The 24,730-nt window shown below is 52.9% G+C and carries 16 protein-coding genes and 1 CRISPR repeat array; of the genes, 3 read left to right on the top strand and 13 right to left on the bottom strand.

What is annotated here, in order from left to right; translation table 11 throughout:
* Positions 1-26 precede the first annotated feature (26 nt).
* The gene (locus GSF01_RS17975) at positions 27-782 is read right to left on the bottom strand and encodes a LamB/YcsF family protein (RefSeq protein WP_159886433.1); all 756 of its coding nucleotides are present in this window, start codon (positions 780-782) and stop codon (positions 27-29) included.
* A gap of 236 nt (positions 783-1,018) precedes the next feature.
* Between GSF01_RS17975 and GSF01_RS17970 the strand changes: the two genes are divergently transcribed.
* Both GSF01_RS17970 and GSF01_RS17965 read left to right on the top strand, forming a co-directional pair.
* Complete coding sequence (locus GSF01_RS17970; protein WP_159886431.1) at positions 1,019-2,569, top strand: nitrilase-related carbon-nitrogen hydrolase; 1,551 nt, start codon at positions 1,019-1,021, stop codon at positions 2,567-2,569.
* A 416-nt stretch (positions 2,570-2,985) separates the two neighbouring features.
* Positions 2,986-3,954: a cation diffusion facilitator family transporter gene (locus GSF01_RS17965; protein ID WP_159886429.1), complete on the top strand. Its 969-nt coding sequence runs from the start codon at positions 2,986-2,988 to the stop codon at positions 3,952-3,954.
* Between the two features lie 78 nt (positions 3,955-4,032).
* Here the strand turns inward: GSF01_RS17965 and GSF01_RS17960 are convergent, their stop codons facing one another.
* From GSF01_RS17960 to GSF01_RS17910, 12 genes are all read right to left on the bottom strand, one after another.
* A complete protein-coding gene (locus tag GSF01_RS17960; protein WP_159886427.1) occupies positions 4,033-5,100 on the bottom strand; it encodes a LacI family DNA-binding transcriptional regulator in 1,068 nt (355 codons plus the stop codon).
* Positions 5,101-5,290: 190 nt separating this feature from the next.
* Positions 5,291-11,330: direct repeats of the CRISPR family, unit length 33 nt; unit sequence ATTTCAATCCACGCACCTCATACGAGGTGCGAC.
* 182 nt (positions 11,331-11,512) lie between these two features.
* Positions 11,513-11,803 (bottom strand): CRISPR-associated endonuclease Cas2, encoded by a 291-nt coding sequence (gene cas2 / locus GSF01_RS17955; protein WP_159886480.1) that lies wholly within the window; start codon positions 11,801-11,803, stop codon positions 11,513-11,515.
* Between the two features lie 9 nt (positions 11,804-11,812).
* The gene (gene cas1c, locus GSF01_RS17950; protein WP_159886424.1) at positions 11,813-12,844 is read right to left on the bottom strand and encodes a type I-C CRISPR-associated endonuclease Cas1c; all 1,032 of its coding nucleotides are present in this window, start codon (positions 12,842-12,844) and stop codon (positions 11,813-11,815) included.
* Positions 12,841-13,500: a CRISPR-associated protein Cas4 gene (cas4, locus tag GSF01_RS17945; RefSeq protein ID WP_159886422.1), complete on the bottom strand. Its 660-nt coding sequence runs from the start codon at positions 13,498-13,500 to the stop codon at positions 12,841-12,843. Before cas4 ends, cas1c begins: the two co-directional genes overlap by 4 nt.
* The gene (cas7c, locus tag GSF01_RS17940) at positions 13,487-14,371 is read right to left on the bottom strand and encodes a type I-C CRISPR-associated protein Cas7/Csd2 (RefSeq protein ID WP_159886420.1); all 885 of its coding nucleotides are present in this window, start codon (positions 14,369-14,371) and stop codon (positions 13,487-13,489) included. Before cas7c ends, cas4 begins: the two co-directional genes overlap by 14 nt.
* Before the next feature lie 2 nt (positions 14,372-14,373).
* Positions 14,374-16,308 (bottom strand): type I-C CRISPR-associated protein Cas8c/Csd1, encoded by a 1,935-nt coding sequence (cas8c, locus tag GSF01_RS17935; RefSeq protein WP_159886418.1) that lies wholly within the window; start codon positions 16,306-16,308, stop codon positions 14,374-14,376.
* Positions 16,309-17,028, bottom strand: coding sequence for a type I-C CRISPR-associated protein Cas5c (cas5c, locus tag GSF01_RS17930; RefSeq protein WP_159886416.1), 720 nt, complete (start codon positions 17,026-17,028; stop codon positions 16,309-16,311). It lies immediately after the preceding gene.
* A 223-nt stretch (positions 17,029-17,251) separates the two neighbouring features.
* Positions 17,252-19,684, bottom strand: a complete 2,433-nt coding sequence (cas3, locus tag GSF01_RS17925) for a CRISPR-associated helicase Cas3' (RefSeq protein ID WP_159886414.1) — start codon at positions 19,682-19,684, stop codon at positions 17,252-17,254.
* Between the two features lie 300 nt (positions 19,685-19,984).
* Entirely contained in the window at positions 19,985-20,119 is a 135-nt protein-coding gene (locus GSF01_RS30055; RefSeq protein WP_268893721.1) for a hypothetical protein, read from the bottom strand.
* Between the two features lie 166 nt (positions 20,120-20,285).
* Complete coding sequence (gene sdhB / locus GSF01_RS17920) at positions 20,286-21,053, bottom strand: succinate dehydrogenase iron-sulfur subunit (RefSeq protein ID WP_159886412.1); 768 nt, start codon at positions 21,051-21,053, stop codon at positions 20,286-20,288.
* 2 nt (positions 21,054-21,055) lie between these two features.
* Positions 21,056-22,819, bottom strand: coding sequence for a succinate dehydrogenase flavoprotein subunit (gene sdhA, locus GSF01_RS17915; RefSeq protein WP_159886410.1), 1,764 nt, complete (start codon positions 22,817-22,819; stop codon positions 21,056-21,058).
* Positions 22,820-22,834: 15 nt separating this feature from the next.
* A complete protein-coding gene (locus tag GSF01_RS17910) occupies positions 22,835-23,491 on the bottom strand; it encodes a succinate dehydrogenase cytochrome b558 subunit (protein WP_159886408.1) in 657 nt (218 codons plus the stop codon).
* Between the two features lie 271 nt (positions 23,492-23,762).
* Here GSF01_RS17910 and GSF01_RS17905 point away from each other — a divergent pair, with 271 nt between their 5' ends.
* The gene (locus tag GSF01_RS17905) at positions 23,763-24,650 is read left to right on the top strand and encodes a LysR family transcriptional regulator (protein ID WP_159886406.1); all 888 of its coding nucleotides are present in this window, start codon (positions 23,763-23,765) and stop codon (positions 24,648-24,650) included.
* Positions 24,651-24,730: the final 80 nt, after the last annotated feature.

Below are 24,730 nucleotides of genomic sequence, written 5' to 3'. Positions count from 1 at the left end.
CCTCCTTCGGCCGAGTCTTTATCCGCTCAAGGTCGTGCAAGGCGAACCCCCGCCTTCTCCAGCCCTGTCCGGATCCGGCGGATCATCTCCAATGCTCCGCGCGTATCCCCGTGTACGCACAAGCTATCTCCTTGAACATCGATCCATTGTCCGTCCAGCGTCTTCGTTCGGCCCTCCACCACCATCCGCACAGCGTGTTCCGCCGCCTCTCCGGGGTCATGAATAACAGAACCTGGCAAGCTGCGGGGAGAGAGCGTACCATCCGGCTGATAGGCACGATCTGCGTACAGCTCCCGGATGACCGGGAGCCCCCATGCTTGAGCAGCCCGAAGCAGCTCGCTTCCCGGCTTGGCCAGCATAGGCGTGCCCGGTATAGTGAGCGCCACCGATTCGGCGATAGCATCCGCGATACCTGCGTCCTTGTCTGCCATGTTGTTCATGCTGCCATGAGGCTTCACATGCGAGATACCGGTCCCGTGCTTGCGGCAGAACGCCTCCAGTGCGCCGATCTGGTAGATGCATGCATGCAGCAAGTCCGCGCGGGACATGCTCATCTCCCGGCGGCCGAACCCGGCCAGATCCGGGTAACCCATGTGGACGCCGATGCCGACACCATGCTCCGTGGCCAGCCGCACCGTGCGATCCATCACGCTCGGATCGCCGGCATGAAAGCCGCAGGCAATGTTCGCAGAGGTGATCCAAGGCATAACCTCCTCATCGATCCCAAGCTTATAGATGCCGAAGCTCTCTCCCATGTCGCAGTTCAGATCTATCGTTCTCATCGTCATCCCCCTTAGCAAGCTATAGAACTTGTAGTTCGATTATAGCCGCGATCAGATGCGATCTCCACTTCCGTAACTTATTCGGCCGGAGGGCAGGACGGCAGGACGGCAAATGACTTTCGTCACCCGTTCTATCTAACTTCATGACAAGATTCACATGACAGAGCTTGGCAGACTGTTTTATACTTTTCCCAGACCTAACTCTCCCTCACCACGTTTCCAGAAAGGAACCTCACATGAGTACAACACACTTATCTACTGAACAATCGCTCCCTTGGGGCGGCAAGCTTATTGCGAAGAGCTGGGCAGCTATCTCGCTGTCCCTATTATCCGGGATCCTATTCGTCCTCAGCATGCCCGGTTCCGGTACAAGCGGAGGACCGCTGGCCTGGATCGCCTTTGTCCCTCTTCTGCTCGCCGTTCACGGACGAAACGGAAGTTCCTATTACTGGCTGTTCACGCTCGCGGGAATTGTAGGCTCCGTCGGCATTCATATCTGGTACCCAGACGTACTCGGCAAGGGGCTGGGCGGCTTCCTGATGGTCGCCAGCGGCTTTATGTATGGCGGTTTCCTTCAACTCGGACACAGCTTACAGCGGCAGATCCGTTCCCCCTGGCGGGTAGGGGTGCTGCCGACCGTCTGGACGGCCTTGGAATGGCTGCGATTCGCGCTGCCCGTCACCGGGGATTGGTGGATTGAGGTACTGGCCAAGAGCCAGTGGGCCTCCCCAGCTCCTCTGCAGCTCCTGTCGATAACCGGCTTTGCCGGATTAAGCTTTGTGATCATGCTCGCCAACAGCGCTATTGCCGAGGCTTTGATCACCTGGATAAAGGAAAGAAGATTGAACCGTGCAGCCTTGTTGGCTATGCTGCTGCCGATCGTACTCGCCGGATGGGGGTTGTTCGATTTACATTCAGCCCATCAGGGGAACGGCGTTCGTGCTGCTGCTATGACCGATCTCGCCAATCAGGACCCGGCAATCGTCGAGGCGGGAGGCAAAGCCTCGGCAGGAGACGGATATGTAGCCGATACACCCGAGATGACCGAAGCGATATGGAAAGTGAACACCGAGCTGACCATGCAGGCCCGCCAAGCCTTCTCTCCGTCCGTAGTGGTCTGGGGGGAAAACGAATTCACCGATTACAGCAACGAAGCTATGATCAACAAGCTCAAGGAAACGGCCCGCTCCGCTCAAGCTTACCTGGTAGCCGATGTGACCTGGACCTCGGACGTCGGCCTCCACGATACGGCGCTTCTGATCGGACCCGACGGAAGCGAGATAGGCAAAACCGCCAAAATAAATTTGACCGACGGCGAGAAAGCATTCGGGTTCGTACCCGGAATCGAGAGAGGGAAGGTATACGAGACGGCTTTGGGTCCAGTGGGACTTGCGGTATGCTGGGACCGGCATGTGACGGGAATCATCCGGGATCTCGCTCGAAACGGCTCCAAGCTCGTGCTGGTTCCCGTCGATGACGATTTTCGAGCCAATACGATTTTCCCTAATTACGCCGCTTCTGACTCCGTCTTCCGTGCGGTGGAGAACAGGGTCAGCCTTGTCACGGGGACGACCTCCGGCATGTCGCAGATCATTAACCCCTACGGAGAGATGATAGCCGCAGGCCCTGTGAATGAACGGGGATATATTACTGGAGAAACCTTCCTGTACGAAGGAAAAGGCTCGGTATATACGCAATGGGGCGACTGGTTCGCTATCCTTATCGTTATCGCCTTCTCCCTGCTCCTTGGGAACAAACTTCTTCGAAGGGGCTCCGGACGGTCCTGAATAACGAAGCCTGCGCATCTTCGCGCAGGCTCTTTATCGTTGACTGACTTATAAACCTTGTGCCGCGCACTTTATATCCGGATAAAAAAAATCGGCCCGCCCAACGGGGGCGAGCCTTACAAGTGTTTATATTAAAAAGGGGGTCTTGCTAGTTATCTTACACCCTTAACATGTTAAATACGTAACAGACATATTTCATTTCTGTAACAAAATTGAAAGCGCTATACTCGGGATTGATAATCAATTTCAAAAATAGTGAGATATACCACCCTAACGGTAGTAAAACTGACTATGAGAGTGATAATTATCATCAAAAGGCTGAAAATCGCTATCAATTAAAGTATTTGATGGAAAATGAATGTTGACGTATACTTTAGATAGAAACTTAAACTTGTTTGTTGAAAGGATGAACGCTCATGTATGATTACCATCATCTCCCTCATGCCAAGCAGCAGACGCGTTCAAAACGAACCCTTTGGATTACGCTCGCCTTAACCTTATTCTTTACAATCGTCGAAATCATCGGGGGGCTTCTGTCCAACTCGCTTGCGCTGCTATCCGATTCCGCCCATATGATCTCCGACGTGCTAGCGCTCGGACTTAGTATGATCGCGATCTATCTGGCGACACGGCAGCCGAACAGCAGGTTCACGTTCGGTTATCTCCGCTTCGAGATCATCGCCTCCTTCCTGAACGGACTGGCGCTGGCTATCATCGCAATCGGGATCTGCGTTGAAGGGATTCGCCGCTTCCTGCAGCCCGAGCCTATCGACTTCAAGCTGATGCTGATCATTGCCTCCATCGGGCTTGTCGTTAACCTCGTACTCACTCTGGTGCTCAGCAGGAGTATGAAGGAAGAAGATAATCTGAACGTGCAAAGCGCGCTTTGGCATTTTATCGGCGACCTGCTCAGCTCGATCGGGGTTATCGTCTCCGCCGTCCTCATCTACTTGACCGGGATGATCTGGTTCGATCCGCTTATCAGTATGGTGATCAGCGTCATCATCTTTGTCGGCGGAGCACGGATCATTAAGGAATCGTATCTGATTCTGATGGAATCCGTACCCGAACGCTATAACCTGGATGAGATACGCGCTACGATTGCTAGCGTAGAGGGCGTAGAAGACGTGCACGAGATGCATCTGTGGGCGATCTCTACCGAGCATTATTCGCTAACCGCTCATGTATTTATTAATGACAATATTCAACCCTTCTGCATCATTCTGGCCATTAACGAGACACTGAAGGAACGCTATGGCATCGAGCATACGACGATTCAGATGGAGAACGCCGCGATCCATCCTCATGGAGAATACGGCAAGCAATTTCTCCAGCATAAGGAAGCGGCGGCTCAACTGACCGGTATGCCCGGGCACACGCCATAAGCAGGCAGCTGTTATTAAAGCCAAGCGAAAAAGCCAGCTCTCTCCACCAGTAGGGGAGTGAAGCTGGCTTTTCTTCGTCTACACGCCGGTCGAACGCCGGGGAACAAGCCGGAGCGGGATCTGAATCTCATGTCCTTCCTTATCGGCCTTGGCCAAGGACTCTTGGGAAAACTGACTCAGCGCGGCCGCGTCGTCGAGCGCCTGCAGCATCAGCAGCATAACGAATTCCGCTTGCATGGCCGTTGGAAGCGCCAGGGATGTCATAGCCGGATAACAAATCGAGGTGGCCGGATCATTATTGATACCCGCAATCAGGAAGTCTCCCGGAACCCGGTACCCCTTCCTTAACGCGGCTGACATGAACGACTGCGTCAGCACGTCATCGAAGCCGATAATGCCTGTCGGCTGTTGCGGCCTGCCCGAACGGAAAGCCTCGACCTGAGCAAGCACCTCATCGATCGTGGCGAAGGCATCCGCGTCCAGACTTCCGCTTGCGATGGGCTCCGGCATGCCCTGCAAGCCGTTCTGCACCCCGATCCGACGTTGGCGGTCCGTTGCGTACAGACTGGACTTCCCGAGGTAGAACAGATTGCGGCAGCCCTGTGCATACAGATGCTGCACGATTTCGTCGCAGCCGACGACAAAGTCCAAATTGACCGCTCCAATAGCAATGTCCGTCGGCCACCCCCAGGCGTTGAACAGCACGAGCGGCGTACCGACCCCGACCAGTTGGCGCGTAGCCTCCTGCGACATCGCCAGACCATGACAGATCAGCCCGTCCACCCGGCGCTGCAGCAGCACATCAAGATGCCTTTTTTCGATCTCGGGATCGAAGCCCGCCGCTGAAAAGACGGACAGATGATAGCCATAAGCATGGGCCGTTCGCTGCACATCCTCCGCCAGGCGTCCATAATAGCCTTCGAAGCTAGGGACCAGCATGCCGAGCTCATACGATTTCTTCCGGCTCAGACTGGCCGCCATCACATTGCGTCGATAGCCAAGCTCTTCCGCCGCCTGCTCCACCTTACGGATCGTTTCGCTGGACATCGGCACCTTACGCCGGTTCAACACGTTGGATACCGTGGCGATGGATACGCCTGCGGCTTCAGCCAAATCGACGATCGTCACTTGCCGCTTCTTGCTCATCGCACGTACTCCCTCTCCCTATCGCTTGAAGCGTTTCAATCTCTTTATTTTACCTAAGAAAATAGAAGCCCGTCAACGAGGTGCGACACAATCCCATAGAGGATAACCCCACGACGATGCCGATTTCAATCCGTCGCACCTCATACGAGGTGCGACTTTTTTCGCATCCGTCATCATAGCAAATCATACCATTTCAATCCACGCACCTCATACGAGGTGCGACCCGGTGCCGGAAATCAACTGAAGGTAATCGATGAATTTCAATCCACGCACCTCATACGAGGTGCGACCTTGCTGGCCCGCTGGATCGCCTCCTCTTCCAACGATTTCAATCCACGCACCTCATACGAGGTGCGACTCCTGAATAGGAACGTTTGTTTGTATTATATGCATTTCAATCCACGCACCTCATACGAGGTGCGACCTCTCGTAGTGATTCTGGGCACGTTTTCAATCAATTTCAATCCACGCACCTCATACGAGGTGCGACCCGTGACCACTTGCGCCGGATGCTGGGCGCGAAGTATTTCAATCCACGCACCTCATACGAGGTGCGACCGTGAGTGGATTCACCGAACAATTGAGAAAAAAGATTTCAATCCACGCACCTTATACGAGGTGCGACTCCATGGCTTCAGGTTTCCCCACCTTGTTACGAACATTTCAATCCACGCACCTCATACGAGGTGCGACTTTCATTTTATTTCCTCCTTAATATATAAGTTATATTTCAATCCACGCACCTCATACGAGGTGCGACAGGACTTGAGCCTGGAATACTTCGTCAGCAGCTGGATTTCAATCCACGCACCTCATACGAGGTGCGACGTCATGATAATAAGGTTTGCCCGTCCCATTATGATTTCAATCCACGCACCTCATACGAGGTGCGACCATGCCTAGCGTATTGGAGCTTTTTAATCAGCGTATTTCAATCCACGCACCTCATACGAGGTGCGACACAACATGGACATTCTAGATGCGGAGATTACCAAATTTCAATCCACGCACCTCATACGAGGTGCGACATGGCTACTACAACATTTTTGACGATTGTTACTTTATTTCAATCCACGCACCTCATACGAGGTGCGACATGGCTACTACAACATTTTTGACGATTGTTACTTTATTTCAATCCACGCACCTCATACGAGGTGCGACAGGCGACGAAGCGGGGCGTGTACTGAAACTCGGAGATTTCAATCCACGCACCTCATACGAGGTGCGACTTCGGTTTGTCACCTGCAGGTATTGCTCATCGAGTATTTCAATCCACGCACCTCATACGAGGTGCGACTCCAGCAGTTGCCGATCTGCTGGTTTCAATTTTGATTTCAATCCACGCACCTCATACGAGGTGCGACAAGTGCCGGTTAACACTAACAAGGTTGAAGCCTTATTTCAATCCACGCACCTCATACGAGGTGCGACATGGCTTCCTTAACCAACTCGGACATGGTCCCGATTTCAATCCACGCACCTCATACGAGGTGCGACGCAATGGTACGCTCTCAATCGTACGCAAGCCGGCGAATTTCAATCCACGCACCTCATACGAGGTGCGACGGATAGACCCGTGCGTCAGAGATACCCGCGATAATTTCAATCCACGCACCTCATACGAGGTGCGACGAAGTGGAAGAATGCGACGGAGATCATCAAGGAATTTCAATCCACGCACCTCATACGAGGTGCGACCCGAGGTACATGAAGCAGGTCAGGGCGATGGAGATTTCAATCCACGCACCTCATACGAGGTGCGACTATTAGGTTAGTCATGCCGGATTAGCCCAACGAAATTTCAATCCACGCACCTCATACGAGGTGCGACGGTGGACGATGCTAAGGAATGGGCGATGGAGCAATTTCAATCCACGCACCTCATACGAGGTGCGACCACGATTCCGGTACCACCAATCAATGCAGTGGTTATTTCAATCCACGCACCTCATACGAGGTGCGACCCTGCCTGTAAACGCCGTCTACGTACAACTTGAAAATTTCAATCCACGCACCTCATACGAGGTGCGACTCGACCGCTGAACGCGGAGCCCGGTCCGAACGGAATTTCAATCCACGCACCTCATACGAGGTGCGACTCGACCGCTGAACGCGGAGCCCGGTCCGAACGGAATTTCAATCCACGCACCTCATACGAGGTGCGACCCACTAGCTCTAGACAAGCATTTGCCGCATAAGTATTTCAATCCACGCACCTCATACGAGGTGCGACGTATACGGTTCGTCCGTGTTGATAACCAAGTAGGTATTTCAATCCACGCACCTCATACGAGGTGCGACGAGAGAGAAGGACCGGACGAGATTGCTGCCATCAAATTTCAATCCACGCACCTCATACGAGGTGCGACGTGCATAACGTACATACGCGGTGCAGACGGATCTACATTTCAATCCACGCACCTCATACGAGGTGCGACCAGAAATAGATAGAACGACGCATTACCGATGGATATTTCAATCCACGCACCTCATACGAGGTGCGACCTGCAATCGTTCTGCTGCCTCCATAATCTTGCCGGATTTCAATCCACGCACCTCATACGAGGTGCGACGTAACTTGCAAATATTGCTCATCGAGCAAAGCCTATTTCAATCCACGCACCTCATACGAGGTGCGACAAGGACTTCCGTACGGATCTCCCCGGCCTCGGCCTATTTCAATCCACGCACCTCATACGAGGTGCGACGGTTTCTAACCAAAACATTATGTCAACAACTTCTATTTCAATCCACGCACCTCATACGAGGTGCGACCTTGCCCGCAGTCGGCGCTTCAACAGGTTATCGTATTTCAATCCACGCACCTCATACGAGGTGCGACGATGCAGGACAAGACCAGGATGGATGGGCCGGAAGCATTTCAATCCACGCACCTCATACGAGGTGCGACAATCGCCAGCGAGCTTGGAAATCCGGCGCTGGCTAAATTTCAATCCACGCACCTCATACGAGGTGCGACTGGCGTGTTTGTCTTCAACGGTGGCAGCATGCCGATTTCAATCCACGCACCTCATACGAGGTGCGACGACCAGCTCGTTTGGAAGCAGGGGCAAGTGATTATTTCAATCCACGCACCTCATACGAGGTGCGACAGCGATTGAGCGTCGTCAGAAGCAACTCAAGAAATTTCAATCCACGCACCTCATACGAGGTGCGACGTGGCAGAGCAAGCCGGGGATGGTGTGGAAGGTTAAATTTCAATCCACGCACCTCATACGAGGTGCGACCTGGGTGTTATCCGCCGCCATGGTCAGGTTGTAATTTCAATCCACGCACCTCATACGAGGTGCGACGCTTGTGACTTTTCGTCAATAAGCGACGATACTTATTTCAATCCACGCACCTCATACGAGGTGCGACAAACATCTGTGGTCGCCGATCAGGTCAAAGACGAATTTCAATCCACGCACCTCATACGAGGTGCGACTGTATGATCCCGAGCAGGAGTAAATACAAGGGAGGATTTCAATCCACGCACCTCATACGAGGTGCGACATAATTGATAAATCTCTGTCGTTCAGCCCTTCGAATTTCAATCCACGCACCTCATACGAGGTGCGACCCCGGCCCACATGGATGAGTGTTCCGAAAGTGGCATTTCAATCCACGCACCTCATACGAGGTGCGACCAGGCTTAACACCTTGTTCTCGTCCGATTATGAGATTTCAATCCACGCACCTCATACGAGGTGCGACCGGCGTTCAGGCGCTTCAGGTCGATCATAGCCTCGATTTCAATCCACGCACCTCATACGAGGTGCGACACCAATAAGTTGACCTTACCTTTTGTTTTGGGGATTTCAATCCACGCACCTCATACGAGGTGCGACCCGCCTCGCGACCGCCTCCCTATTTTGACCCGTCTATTTCAATCCACGCACCTCATACGAGGTGCGACGAGTTAGCGGCCGAGGAGGCGGAGCGTAGACGTGAGATTTCAATCCACGCACCTCATACGAGGTGCGACAAATCTTTCCTGCCTCGCCCAGGATCGGAGTATGTATTTCAATCCACGCACCTCATACGAGGTGCGACCTCGTACAGGCCGGTCGGCTGCGGAACGACGGGTGATTTCAATCCACGCACCTCATACGAGGTGCGACTGCTGCCGTTTACGTCGTTCACCGTCTCCAGCTTGATTTCAATCCACGCACCTCATACGAGGTGCGACTACCACGGAAATAGTGGTAGACCTCCCGGATGTGATATTTCAATCCACGCACCTCATACGAGGTGCGACTATTGCTGATTACTCCTGTGACTGTGTAACTGCTGATTTCAATCCACGCACCTCATACGAGGTGCGACGCCCAATTTATAACCTATTTGCCGTCCGGATCGATTTCAATCCACGCACCTCATACGAGGTGCGACAAGGGCCGCTGCCTCCGTCTCGTTAGTTACCGTATAATTTCAATCCACGCACCTCATACGAGGTGCGACACGTAAACATCGTCCTTAACGTCCGAAGACGTATAATTTCAATCCACGCACCTCATACGAGGTGCGACAGCCGCGAAGACGAAACGGAGGTGAGCGCCTAATATTTCAATCCACGCACCTCATACGAGGTGCGACTATCGGACTCATACGCATGCTCGCGGGAAGTGCTTAATTTCAATCCACGCACCTCATACGAGGTGCGACGTCCTCGGGAATTGCGATACGGACATAGTGCACTATTTCAATCCACGCACCTCATACGAGGTGCGACGATCGGGGATGTATTTTGAGTCAGCTCTGATTCAAATTTCAATCCACGCACCTCATACGAGGTGCGACAAAATCGATGGAGCGGTAACCATGATCATTGTGGAATTTCAATCCACGCACCTCATACGAGGTGCGACTACGAATGGGGCACAGGAACGGTTTGGCGGTAAGATTTCAATCCACGCACCTCATACGAGGTGCGACGGGGCGTGAGTTCTTCGCGGCATTTGCTGAGCATGCAATTTCAATCCACGCACCTCATACGAGGTGCGACGGTTTATTGTCCAGTTTCTTCGCAGGCATTGGCCAATTTCAATCCACGCACCTCATACGAGGTGCGACAGGACCTCCAGGAGTGGTTTTCATCGACTGGCAAGATTTCAATCCACGCACCTCATACGAGGTGCGACGTCTACACCACGCACCACCCCGCATGGGACGCGAAATTTCAATCCACGCACCTCATACGAGGTGCGACCGAAATGATCGACCGGATAGGATTGGAGGGGATGATTTCAATCCACGCACCTCATACGAGGTGCGACGGGATATACACGCTATTCAGTAAACCGAACGGAGACATTTCAATCCACGCACCTCATACGAGGTGCGACCCTGTATCCATGCGTAATATACCAGCTTGCCGGATTTCAATCCACGCACCTCATACGAGGTGCGACGCCTGGGAAGAGCTACCTCCCGAAAAGGGCGGGATTTCAATCCACGCACCTCATACGAGGTGCGACACGACGGGTCCGTTGCAGCGGCCATGAACGGATGATTTCAATCCACGCACCTCATACGAGGTGCGACGCGCTCGGAACTCGCTTGAATTGCAAATGCGAATTATTTCAATCCACGCACCTCATACGAGGTGCGACTCTGCCTAAATTTTGGTACGATTAACCCGTCAGGTATTTCAATCCACGCACCTCATACGAGGTGCGACGGGTTTGATTTTATAAGGACAATGGAGACACTCCATTTCAATCCACGCACCTCATACGAGGTGCGACGAAAGGTATTAAACCCCGGCACGCATACCCTTAATATTTCAATCCACGCACCTCATACGAGGTGCGACAAGGGGGTGAGTAAAGGTGAGTAAACCTTATTGGATTTCAATCCACGCACCTCATACGAGGTGCGACCGTGCGCAGAAATTGGAGCATAACGCCATTGGGGCAATTTCAATCCACGCACCTCATACGAGGTGCGACGCCGATAAGGCGTAATTGGTGGACGGATACATGCCTATTTCAATCCACGCACCTCATACGAGGTGCGACTCGAACGGATGCGGTCCGGTCTACTCGGCAACACAATTTCAATCCACGCACCTCATACGAGGTGCGACGAGGGGATTACCTGGGCGGATGCAACATTCCCTTGGATTTCAATCCACGCACCTCATACGAGGTGCGACTAAAGTCTGTCTCTCGCTGCCCGCCTTGGTTTGTATTTCAATCCACGCACCTCATACGAGGTGCGACAGCGAAAATACACAGCATTGATCTCATAGCGGCATCAATTTAGTGTATTTCTCTATTCGATTCACGGAAACAAGAATGAATCCGTGCTTGACTTTTTTTATTTTGTATCATTCTAGTATATATTCGACAAATTTCGAGGTGCGAAGGAACCAGGGTTTTCATGGGAGCTTCACATTCGCACTTTATAAGATGAGCGGACTTTCCATATCGTAAGATTCTTTGGCTCCGACGTGCTGAACCTTGCTTTTATAGTTATCGCCCAGGTTGTAGAATCGCAAGCTGTCGGTTTCCTTATCGATCATGGCTTCCAACTCATACCGAAGCTTACGGAATTGGGTCGCATCCAATATACATTCAAATACGGAATTTTGTACCCTTTGGCCGTAATTCACGCACGTCTTCGCCACCTGGCTCAGCCTTCGTCGACCTTCTTTGGTGGATGTGCTGACATCATATGTGATCAAGACTAACAATGCAATCACCTACTTCCACAGAAATGGCGGGTATTCATCCAGATCTCCCCGGATATACCGGGCCAGCAGCAAGGCTTGGGCATAGGGTACAAGCCCCCAGGAAATTTTTTCATTTAGGTAAGGATGCATAATCTTCTCCTGCTTACGCTCCTGCCAAGCCATAATCACTTTTTTTCGCGTCTCTTCATCCATGATAACAGCTCCATTTTCTTTCTTATGAAAGCCTTTATCGTGAATAAGCCGCTTGTTAATCAAAGACAAGACAAACCGGTCGGCATAAACGCCCCTTAATTCCTCCATCAGGTCCAGTGCCAGCGATGCCCGTCCCGGCCGGTCCCGGTGAAGAAAGCCAACATAGGCGTCCAGCCCCACTGACTCCAGCGCCGCCTTCGTATCATTTGCAAGCAGCGTATACGCAAAGGAGAGCAACGCATTGACGTTATCCAGCGGCGGCCGTTTGTTTCGTCCATGGAAGAAGAAATGCTCCTTCTGCTGCAAGATCAAGCTGTCGAATACGGAGTTGTACTGCACAGCGGCCGCGCCCTCCATCCCGCGCAAAATATCCAAATCCTCCACATGCCGTACAAGCTTCATCGTCTCGCTCAACGACGCCGACACTTGCTTAATCCGAGCCGTATCTATCCTCAGTGCGTAGTCACGTACGGCCCGCTCCAGGATCCATTTATGATTGTACAGCTTACCGATAATCATATTTCTGGCCGCTAAAGCGCTTCTTCGTTCGTCATCCGAGATCCGGTACTGTTCCTTCCTCAGCACGACGTTGCCCCGATCTTCTCCGGTGACCCGGGCCAAGAATCGGCCATTTCGGGTCATGAAGGTCAGCGAGATATGCCGTTCGGCACAGGCTCCCATCAAGGCCGGGCTTACACCCGCATAGCCAAACGTACAGATCGCCTCCAGATTATGAAGAGGATAACGAGCCAGGACCTCCTCCTCATTCTTGATCACCACGTTTTCGCCATCCCGCGACAGATAAGTGTCAGGCGTCGTAACGAATAAGGTATTCAGGAGCTTCTTCATTCCATCAACCTGCTTTCGATAAAGCTGGCAACCGTTCTCTTGCTCATCATCTCCGGCAAACAGATCGGGTTCAGCGAGCAGCTCGCGCAATGAGGTCCCGTCTTGGCTTTCGGAGTATGCTGCCTCTGGAAATAGTGATGCATATCCTTTAACGCACTGCGAACCCGCTCCCGATCAGCCTCGGCAACCGTAATTTCCACCCGGTGCTTAATCTCATCGTAGTAGAAGTAGCCCTGCGACAGCTCGCATCCGAGCATTTCTTCCAGACACATCATCTGCGCTACCAGTTGGGACAAGTCGGAGTCGTTTTTCTTGGGCTTCCCCCGTTTATACTCCACAGGGAAAGGAAGGTACAGCCCTTCCTCTCCCACGAGCGGGATACCATCCGGATCGCGTACAAACTCCACGACATCGCATACTCCCGTGATTCCGAGCTGCCTGGAATGGACCGGCAAGGCTCGGGCGATCAGCTTATCCCCTCTTTTCTCACGAATAAAAGGCTGATCAGCCACTCGATGCACATGAGCCCCTTCGATGGTGCGAACATTTTCTTCCCACTGCTGTTCGATATGAATGAGAGCCCACTGTCTTCGGCAAAAGTTATAGTGCTGAATTCCGGAAAGGAGCAGGTAGTCCTCTTCGTTATAGCCCTGCATACTGCCGCACTTCCAGACCCTCAAGCGGCACCACAGTCACCTTGTAATCCTCCAACGACTTTGGTTCGATCACACCTTCGTTCAAATGAATCTGGAGAGAACGGTGCACCTTGGCAGAAGAGTAGCGCCCTAGCTTGGACGGATGCTCCCACCAGTAAACCTGATGCACCTCCATGGTGCCGTCCGGGCGTGCAGAAGAGGTATCGTTTTCAAACAAAGTGATAAGCGCCTCACGAATTTTCTCCGCATCCTCGTAAGTAAACCCGGTTTTCTCGGCCAATTGTGTATTAATGCTTCCATAGCATACATAAACCCCAAAATCCACCCGATGCTTCATCCCCATCGTATCGGAGCTTTTCTTATTCGGATCGGCCTTAGGGGTAACCGCGTTCACACTCTTCGTAATCTGCATACTAGAAATATCGATCGGGTCCAGGCTGACAGCCGTATGGATGGAGACGGGCCCCCGCACTCCGATGGAAACCCCGCTGCCCGAGCTCTCCGAGCCGCTGAAGGCAAATACCTGTCCGAAGCTGCGCACGTCCATCCAGGAGCGGCAAGCCGCCTGGGCATACAGCTCGTTATTCTGCTTCTTCCCTTTGGCAAACTCCTGGACCTCCGCATTCGCATCCACGCGATCCTTGATACTGCGATGACCGTCCGAGCGCCGCTCGTCCGACTGCACCAGAATGGACTCCCCCATATCCTGCAGACGATTGCGAATTTTCCGCTTCAGACACACGTCGGAGATTTCCCCGCGCCCGTCATAATTTTGCCGAGGGCGATTGCCGTTAAGCGGATCCCCGTTCGGGTTGGCATTGCGGACGGACAAAATAACGGCAAAGTCGATCTTACGATCCAATGTACTCATGTTCAGATTTCCCCCTCTTCTTTATGTTCAGGCTCAAGCTTCCCATCCTGGGCAGCGTTTGTCTCCCGATCCTTCTTGCTTTGGTACAAGTCATGGCGCTGGCTGTAAAAGCCGAGCAAGTATAACCCGCTTAGCGGTCTGTCTGTAAAATGCTCGGCTTCCAATTGCGCGCCTACTTCATCGAGCAACCGGTTGTAGTAGCCGGCATCCGTTCCCATCCGCGCCTGGTAAGGCTGAAGATTGGACTGAATAATCGTCCAGGTCCGCCCCGGACGCTGCGCGAAAGCATTCATGTACCGGATCGCATTGGTGGCGCGCTTCTCGTCCCGTCCAAGCGCCCTTCGTTCCAGCACGTCGGCAATGGCCAGCATGCGGCCGAACAAATAGCTGCGATCTGTATTTCGGACATCCAGACTCACGCTGAATCCCTCACTCTCATAGGTTTTATTGATCAGAGCGCAAGCTATGCTCAGTGTCTTCTCCCATTCCCATTCATCAAGTCCTATAGGATTAGAAGCCCTGGCTGTAACGCTGCGGACGATATCAAGCGGAATCTTGCGCCCGTCCACGATACACGGCAGCATTCGCTCCATCAGCCCCTTGACTACCTTGTCGGAAGCGCGCGGACCGTAAGCCGCATAAGCGATGTCCCGCGACGCCGGCGCGCCCTCGAAGGTCAGCGTCCGCTTCTCTTCATCCTTATGGAAGCGATGACGCCACGAGCAAGTTTCATGCCAATGCTGCAGACGATCCAGGAACAGCTCCTTGTTCATATCCCGGTAGTAGACGATCGACATCCGTCCTGGCGTGGCCGCATCCAGCACCATCACAATAACATGGGCTTCATAATCGCCATCATAGCGGTATCCTTGGAGCGCTCGCCGCACTTGACCGGCAAATTGCTTGCGCGTGCTGTCTCCGTTCTCCTCTTCTTCGTCTGCCTCATCGTACATGCCTAAGCTCAGCCCATCGCCAAGCGGGTCGGGCATCTCCAGCTGCCCCGTTCCCCAGACAAGAAAGACTTTGCCGTCCAGAGCGTAAGATTGCTTGTCGATCAGCCACTTGAGCGCATTATGCGCCTTCTGGGACACCTCGTAGCTGACGGCCGCCGCCTCCCGACTGGTGCGGAATCGCCCGCGGAACGTAAACCCGCTCGTATCGTTGGCCGAAATCAGCTTGGACTTGTCTCCGGAGTTGCGGATGCGGGACGCATGTTTATCGGCATAAGGCAGCCGTTCCCCGGTGACATAACAGAGCTCCAACTCGGTCAGCTTCCTGTCATAGTAGCGGATAAAGGCTTGCTGCACGGACAGATCACGCCACAGACGAGGTTCCGCGTCTCCCGGAATCTGGACGGCGAACCGGACGAATGCGGCACTTTGATCGGAGGCGATCACCTTGAACAGTTCAGGCTTCAAGCCCAGTCTCTCTTCCTCCGCCGATGTCCACTTCTCGATCAATTTGTGCCGTTCATCGGTCCACAAGACCTGGGCGCGTATCAGATCCTCCATCAGCGTCCCTCGGCGCAAATACGCATACACGCTCTTCACCTTTGGATGCACCGCTTCCGACTCACACCAGTCTTGCAGTTGGGCCATATAGTCGTTGTGGGGAGTTCCCTTGGCTTCCTCGCAATATCGCGCATAGTCGCCGGCCAAATAGACCAGCTTGTCGAACAAAGGATGAGGGACGGGCGCACTTGTTCGGCTAGCCGATGCCTCCGTACAAGGGATGATTGTACTGGAATCGCTTTTGTCCACCACCTTCGCGGATATGAAATTCCCCTCTCCGTCCACATACACTTCAATATGGGCGGATTGAGTCGTGTGAGATACGGGAATCAAGGCGTATTCGCGGTCGTTGCGCTTTTTTTCAAATTGCCCGACAATATGGGCGTGGTTCTCATACGTCTGGTTAAGCCGAGCCAGCCAGGTCATTTATTCGCCTCCGTTCGGAAAGCATTCCTCATACAAATCATCTACGGATTGCATAGTGTCAGAGTCAAACGGCTTCGCCGCGCCCGAACCGGTTTGCCGCACGAACGGACAATTTTCCGGACGAATAAACCGAACGACTCCCCGTTCCATTTTGGCCCGCCATAACCGAGTTTCCCGCTCCGTTCGGCCGGTCTCATCGGGATAGCTGATGCCATGTACCATCACACCGAAATCCAGCTCAGGCACCTCGTCGTAGAAGCCCTTGCCTTCGCCGAAGATACAAGGCTCCACGTACCCCTGACATTCGCGGGCTCCCAGGAAAATATCTCTCCGGCCCCCCGCCTGCACCGCGCGCTTGCTGATCTGGTGATGCTTATGCTCATTGCGGTCATGGGCCAGATCCTCGCGATATGGGTTGAATTCAAAATGGACCCGTACCTGATATTTTACATCCTTCAGGTACGTGTAATAGGCCAGCGTATTCCCCCCGCTATACTCAATGGGCCGGATTCCCTTGGACTCTGTCTGGATCGGATTCATGATTCGCACTTCATCCACATACCAGATCAATGTGGGTTTCCAGTATATGGATTCGACAATCCCCTTAATCGCCTGATAGGTGGGAATCTGGTAGCTGAACTTTTCTCCGCCAATTTTTGATAGAGGGTCTGTGAAGAGCGCGTAGTTGCCGTATACCTCGAACTCAATTTGATTGCGCATAGCGTCCTCCTTTCTTCATTTCTTCTTATATGTTATCATTTATATACTAACATTTTCATTTTAAATCATAATTCAATTAAATACAATACTTTCCATCCTAATTTAAATTGATTTGTTGCATTTCTCTATGCTACACTTTCATTGCAATTGTCGCTGCAAAGCGTGGATTGAAATTTATAGGTTATTATTTGCAGAAAAACCCGCTGGAAGCGGGTTTTTCGTTTTAACACATCGCCGCCTGCCACTCGCCTTCGCCATTCGTCTCCAGACCGAAGCGGTCCGAATAAGCCGTCTCCCGCAAAGCCAGGACGCTGCCATGCAAAACCGGGAATACATCCCCATTCTTCTCCAGCTTGCGCAGTTCATGCTCGAAGATGTTGACCATATAGGGCTGTGCCTCCTTCAGCCGCCCCTCCAGTTCCCGTATATCCAGCTCTCCGTTAAGCGACAGGATCAGCTCCCTGGCCTTGTCGTTGTAGGGAACGAGTACCGATCGGGCAGCGCTGCTGATGACCTCGAAATACTGCTCGGCCGTCGCCAGTGCCGGACGGCTCTCCAAGGAAGGCTGCTTATTTTTGCCGTGCTTGGCCTTGTAGGCATCATAATAGGCCTTGTTTTTGTTCAATAAATCAAACATGTTTTGCTCCAGCTTGGGAACCCAGTAGTGCAGCTTCTCCTTGAGATGCTCGTAGTAATACTGGAAGTAAAGCTTCATCGCGTCGGCTGACAGCAGATCATGACCGTATTGCTCCGGATGTTGACTGAACTCGTGTAGAACCCGCTCCGTCATCCCAGCCCCGGCCCTGATCTCCGGCAAGTGCGTCAGCACCTCATCTGCCGACTTAATGATAAAAACATCCCGCGTCGGGTCCTTGCCATGGCGATTGCACCGTCCTGCCGCCTGCGCGATCGAATCTAGCCCTGCCAGTGAGCGAATGACGCATTCGAAGCTGATGTTGACCCCCGCCTCGATCAACTGGGTACTGATACACACGACTCGTTCCTCAGCCTTGAGGGCCTCCTTGACCAAGTCCAGCTCAGTTTTGCGATGTGCGGCGCACATGCCTGTGCTGAGATGAAACAGCTTCACGCCGCCCTTTACCCATTCTTCCTTCTCCAATCGGTTATATAGCTTACGCACGGCAGTCTTCGTGTTCAGGATCACCAACACACTCCGAACGCTCTCCATCCGCTCTGCGATAGATGCGGACAACTCATCTGCCCCCATACCCTGCGGCGTCGTCTGATCGATCAGCTCGACCCGCTTGAATTTCCTGACGGTCTCATCCAGATTGCCGATCATCTCCGCCTGATCGGAGAGATGCAGTTGGTGCTTAACATAGTCCAGGGCCGGCTGCGTCGCCGTACAGAGAACAATGCTCGATCGACCGATGACGTGGAGAAAATTCAAGGCCGCATTGAACATCGACACGCAGGAAACCGGCACGGACTGGACTTCGTCAAAGATCAGTACCGCATTGGCCAACTGATGCATCCGGCGAATATTGCGTGTTCCTTTGGCATAGAAGGTATTCAGAAACTGCACCAGCGTTGTGAAAATAATCGGGCTGTCCCAATTGTCCCGAGCCAGCTTGAGTTTTTTGCTGCGCACATCGTATTCTTCCTGGTCCGCCCCTTCCCTCGCCTCATCCACTACGTTGGAATGATGCTCCAAGATCAAGTCGTCTTCCTGCAGGATCCTGCGGACCTCGTCGGCATTCTGTTCAATTACGGTTGTGTATGGCACGATGTAAATGATTCGGTCCTTCTTATACCGAGTAGCATGCTTGAGTGCATAACGCAGACTAGCCAGCGTTTTGCCCCCACCCGTCGGTATAGAAAGCGTATACATGCCGGATGGACGCAAAGCAAATTCGTCGCATTGACGAGACATTTCTCTCCTTAGCTTATTAATCGGATTGCCAGCGTCCGGTACAGTTTCCAGCTCCTGCATGGCATGCATTAGAGTAGCGTAGCACCTTTTAAAAAACGCAAGCCTGTCCAGCGTAGGATCGGATTTCTCATTTTCTTCAAATTCCCTCGTATTCGTACGGTCGGCATCAATCAAACAACTGAATACATATTTGAGCGTTAGGGTGTATGTGATGGGAGGTAGACCCTTTTCTCTAATCTGAGTAAATACTTGGACTAACTCGGCTCTTGCCGCTGCAAAATACTTATCCAGTTCCTCCTCTGCCACGTAGGAAAAAAATTCAGATACAGCCTGCTCATACTCTTCCAGCACCTTCCCTGCCACTCGATCAAGAAACGGCGAGGTCATATCGGGAGCGAAATAGTCTCGAAGTCCCTGGTGATGAGAAATGATGCAATTGGCTATCCATTCGGCAGTCTCCCGGTCCCCGGGAGCTCGTGCTCGTTCGTGATACCGACTGAACAACAGCCGGCCCCCTGCGGTTGAATGATCGACGGAACCGCGGCGCGGGGCACGCTCAGGATTCGCGACGGCCTCTTCAATATACGACTTGAAAGCAAGCGTATATTTACCAAGGTCATGCAGCCACCCGGACAAGCCCGCCAGATGCTGGACGCCAATTTTGGCTCCATGACGCTCACTGCTTTGCCTGACCCCTTGAAGATGATCAGGAACGGTTTGAATCTCTCCGTCTCGTTGACGAATATGGGCAATATAATCCATACAACCCTCCAGATTCAGGACCATTCGCTCAATTTCAATCGATAAGCCCATAATTTAGGAAAAAAGGATCATATAATGAGTATTCGACAGCATTTTACGAAACCCTTCCATCATTTATATTTTTTTATAATACATTGGTTCTATATGAAATACGATCCAGAAGGCCGTACGATCCTGAGTGGAGTTGGCGATTTCAATCCACACACTCCATACGGAGTGGTGATCAATAGTCTGCTATTTGTCGCGAAAACGCCAATAGCCGCCCGGCCTCCAAACGGAGTGGCGGCTAAAGAGCGTTGCCTACACAGACGGACGGTTCGGCTCGTGCTTGTCCTTATGGTAGGTTGGCATAGTGTCCGCCTTACTCGTCTGCTCCGCGTGGTCGGCCAGCGATTGCTGCTGCTGTTGAATCGTTCTGTTCTTAGATTTAGCCACAGTTCATCCCTCCGATAGATGTAGGATACGTTCGACTTCCTTCTTGTTTTCCCTCGGAACAGGCCTCGGTATCCGCTGCGCAGCCCGGCAATAATTAGTGCCTTGATGTCATAATAAAAAAGACCCTCCATCCATCCGAAGATGAAGGAGAGTCTGATCGTCTGGCTTAGTGGCTCAGCCAGTTTTTGAACAACTGCTTCGTCGTATCGAGATTCATCGCTGCGATCGACGTCGTAAGCGGAATGCCTTTCGGGCAAGAGCGAACGCAGTTCTGCGAGTTGCCGCAGCCCTCGATGCCGCCGTCTTCCATCAAGGCGTTCAGACGCTCGTGAGCGTTCATTTCGCCAGTCGGGTGAGCATTGAACAAACGTGCCTGCGAAATCGCAGCCGGCCCGATGAACGAAGTCTTATCGTTGACATTCGGACAGGATTCGAGGCAGACGCCGCAAGTCATGCATTTGGACAGCTCATAGGCCCATTGACGCTTCGATTCGGCCATACGGGGCCCAGGACCGAGGTCATACGTTCCGTCAATCGGAATCCATGCCTTGACCTTCTTCAGTGCCGCAAACATCCGCTCCCGGTTGATGACCAGGTCGCGAACAACCGGGAAGGTATTCATAGGCGCGATGCGGATCGGCTGCTCCAGCTTATCCACGAGCGCGCTGCAGGCTTGACGCGGCTTGCCGTTGATGACCATCGAGCAAGCTCCGCACACTTCTTCCAAACAGTTCGATTCCCAGCAGACCGGCGTCGTTTTCTCGCCCTTGGCATTTACCGGGTTCCGTTGGACCTCCATCAAAGCGCTGATGACGTTCATGTTCGGGCGATAAGGAATCTCGAACTCTTCGTTATAAGGCTTGCTTTCGGCCGTGTCCTGACGTGTGACGATAAACTTAATCTTTTTGTTTGCTGCTGCGGTTGCTTCGGCCATGATTAATTTCCTCCCTTCTTCTTCTTGTCGGTCGTGTAGTCGCGTTTACGAGGCGCGATCAGGGAAACGTCGATATCCTCGTAGGTAATGGTCGGACCCTCAGGCGTCCAAGTCGCCTTCGTCGTCTTCATGAACTCTTCGTCATTGCGCTCCGGAAATTCAGGCTTGTAGTGAGCGCCGCGGCTCTCGTTGCGGAGCAGAGCTCCCAGCGTCATCGCATGCGCCAGCTCCAGCATGTTCCACAGCTGACGGGTATAGGCTACGCCCGGATTGTTGAAACGCGCCGAGTCGTTGATATTGATATTAGCATAGCGCTGCTTCAGCTCATTGATCTTGTCGATCGTCTCTTGCAGCCCTTTATTGTAACGCACGACGGTCATCTGGTTAGTCATCCAGTCGCCGAGCTCTTTCCCGAGCACATAAGCATTTTCCGTTCCGTTCATGGACAAAATGCTATTGTATTTCTCCGTATGCTGCTTGGCGTAACGTTCGAACACGGAAGACGAAATATCGTCCACATGTTTGTCCAGGCCCTTGATATATTCGATCGCCTTAGGACCGGCCACCATACCGCCATAGATTGCGGACAGCAGGGAGTTGGCGCCCAGACGGTTGGCACCGTGGTACTGGTACTCGCACTCGCCGGCTGCAAACAGCCCCGGAATGTTCGTCATCTGGTTATAATCGACCCACATGCCGCCCATCGAATAGTGAACCGCAGGGAAAATCTTCATCGGAATTTTCCGCGGATCGTCGCCCATGAATTTCTCGTAGATCTCGATGATCCCTCCGAGCTTGACATCTAGCTCCTTCGGATCCTTATGCGACAAGTCGAGGTAAACCATGTTCTCGCCATTGATCCCCAGCTTCTGGTCAACGCAGACGCTGAAAATCTCCCGCGTTGCGATATCCCGCGGCACGAGGTTTCCGTAAGCCGGATACTTCTCTTCGAGGAAGTACCAAGGCTTGCCGTCCTTGTAGGTCCAGATCCGTCCGCCTTCGCCGCGGGCCGATTCGCTCATCAGGCGCAGCTTGTCATCGCCCGGGATAGCCGTCGGGTGAATCTGAATGAACTCGCCGTTCGCATAATGTACGCCCTGCTGATAGACAGCACTTGCGGCCGTACCCGTATTGATAACGGAGTTAGTCGTTTTACCGAAGATAATGCCGGGACCGCCTGTTGCCAGAATAACGGCATCCGCCCCGAATGTGTTGACTTCCATGCTGCGCAGGTCCTGTCCGGCAATCCCGCGGCATACGCCGTCATCGTCAAGGATAGCGCCCAGGAACTCCCAATGCTCATACTTCTTGACAAGACCCGCTGTTTCCCAGCGGCGCACTTGCTCGTCCAGCGCATACAGCAGCTGTTGGCCTGTCGTTGCTCCGGCGAATGCCGTACGGGAATGCTTCGTACCGCCGAACCGGCGGAAATCGAGCAGTCCTTCGGGTGTGCGGTTAAACATAACGCCCATCCGGTCCATCAAGTGGATGATGCCCGGCGCGGCGTCGCACATAGCTTTTACCGGCGGTTGGTTGGCCAGGAAGTCGCCGCCGTATACCGTATCGTCAAAGTGCTCCCAGGGAGAATCGCCTTCGCCTTTCGTATTAACGGCGCCGTTGATGCCCCCTTGAGCACAGACAGAGTGAGAACGTTTAACTGGAACCAGAGAGAACAAGTCCACATGAACTCCGGCTTCCGCAGCTTTGATGGTTGCCATCAAGCCAGCCAGACCTCCACCGACTACAATAACTTTCGAATTCGCCACGATGTACGCCCCCCCTTAACCTTTCGTTAGTGATGTCACTTGCTGGAAAGCAGGATCCAGGAAAGCAACCAGCGACATAATGAACATAACGGTCATGACTACGAACACGCCTATCCATACGTAGGTTGAAACGCGCTGCGCACGAGGACCGATCGTAATGCCCCAGCTTACCAAGAACGACCACATTCCGTTACTGAAGTGGAAGGTTGCAGCCACGACACCGATGACATAAAAGACAAAATAAACCGGATTTGAAGCAATCTGGTGCATATGCGAGCCGATAGCCATCTGATCTACGCTGCCGATTGCGATCTGGAAACGAGTCTGGAAAAAGTGCCAAGCCACAAAAATAAACGTAATGACTCCGGTCACACGCTGCAGAAAAAACATCTGATTGCGGAAATAACCGTAGTTGCTTACGTTGTTGCGCGCCGTATAAGCGACATACAATCCGTAAATCGCGTGATACGCAAGCGGAATCCAGATTCCGAAAATTTCGAGCGCCAAGACGAGCGGCAAGCTATGTAGCCATTCGACTGACTCAAGAAAGCCTACAGGTCCGCCCTTTGCCGCCGAATAGTTCGTCAGCAGGTGCTCGATCAGGAAAAACCCGACCGGAATAACACCCAGCAAGGAATGAAGCTTTCGTGAAAAGTACGAGTTTTTGAACATTACCTTTCGTTCCCCCCTATGATTTTGGCTAGCCACGGCCTTGGTGAAAACCACTACTCATTGTACTCCCGACGCCTAAGAGCGTCAACATAAAACGCTACGTCTATTTTCCATGATTCGACAGTCTTTTATACCACTCGCGGTATATTTTGTGAACAATCCGTGACACTACCATACTACTCCTGTTTCGCTTATAATGGAAGTGCCGATTTCTTATAATCGCTTATAACCTTTACACATATGTAAAATTTGTCAAGGAGATAGAGCACACATGGAGCTTTTCGATATCCTGGTTACGGTTGTCCAGCAGCAAAGCCTCAATAAAGCTTCGCAGGTGCTTAACATCTCCCAGCCTGCGCTCTCTCGTAAAATCATGAAGCTGGAGGAAGAGCTTGGAGTGGAGCTCTTTCGGCGCAAGGGCAAGCGGCTGGAGCTTACGCGAGCCGGCGAAATTTGCTATGAGTACGCGCTGGATCAACAGCGCATGGAGCGCAAGCTGCAGCAGGCGCTCCGCCTCTTCAAGACAAATACGAAGCCTGCGAGCCTTGTCATCGGCGCCAGCCTGACGACGCTGCAGTCGACGCTGCCCGATCTTATTACTATCTATACCCGGGAGCATCCGCTGACGGACATTAAGGCGCTGACCGGCAAGACGCATGAGATTGTGCCGCTCGTCAAGGAGAAGAAGGTCGACATCGGCCTCGTTGCCTCCAAGATCGACGATCCCGGTCTGGTGTGCCTCCCTTTATTCGACGATCCGCTCTGCCTGGTGCTGCCGGCCGGTCACCCGTTTGTCGATCGTACCGACCTGACGGCGGAGGATCTCCATGAATTGCCGATGATCCTATTCTCCCGGGGGACCTGGTATCGGGTGCTGATGGACGAGATGTTCCAGCGCTACAGCATCCATCCCGATGTCAAGATGGAGATCGACTCCTTCGAGGCGATCATCCGGCTGGCGGCCACCTGCCAGACGGCAACGCTGCTGCCCGAATCTTATTTGCGGCACACGCTGGTGGAGAACAATGGCCTGATCGTCCGGTTTATCCCCGAGCTGGAGCAAACCAAAAGGACGACTTCCCTCCTGTATACGGAGGAAGCCGCCCTCGAGCCGCCGATCCGGCTGTTCATCGATCTGGCCGTCAAGCATTGCAAGTAGACGGAGCCGCTTGCATCGGCGGGGCGACCGTCCTGCCTGCCCCCTGCTTGACCTGCCTGACCTGTTTGTGCCTGGGGGAC

The sequence above is a fragment of the Paenibacillus puerhi genome (assembly GCF_009846885.1).
Lineage (GTDB): Bacteria > Bacillota > Bacilli > Paenibacillales > NBRC-103111 > Paenibacillus_G > Paenibacillus_G puerhi.
This window is presented reverse-complemented; position numbering and strand designations above follow the sequence as displayed.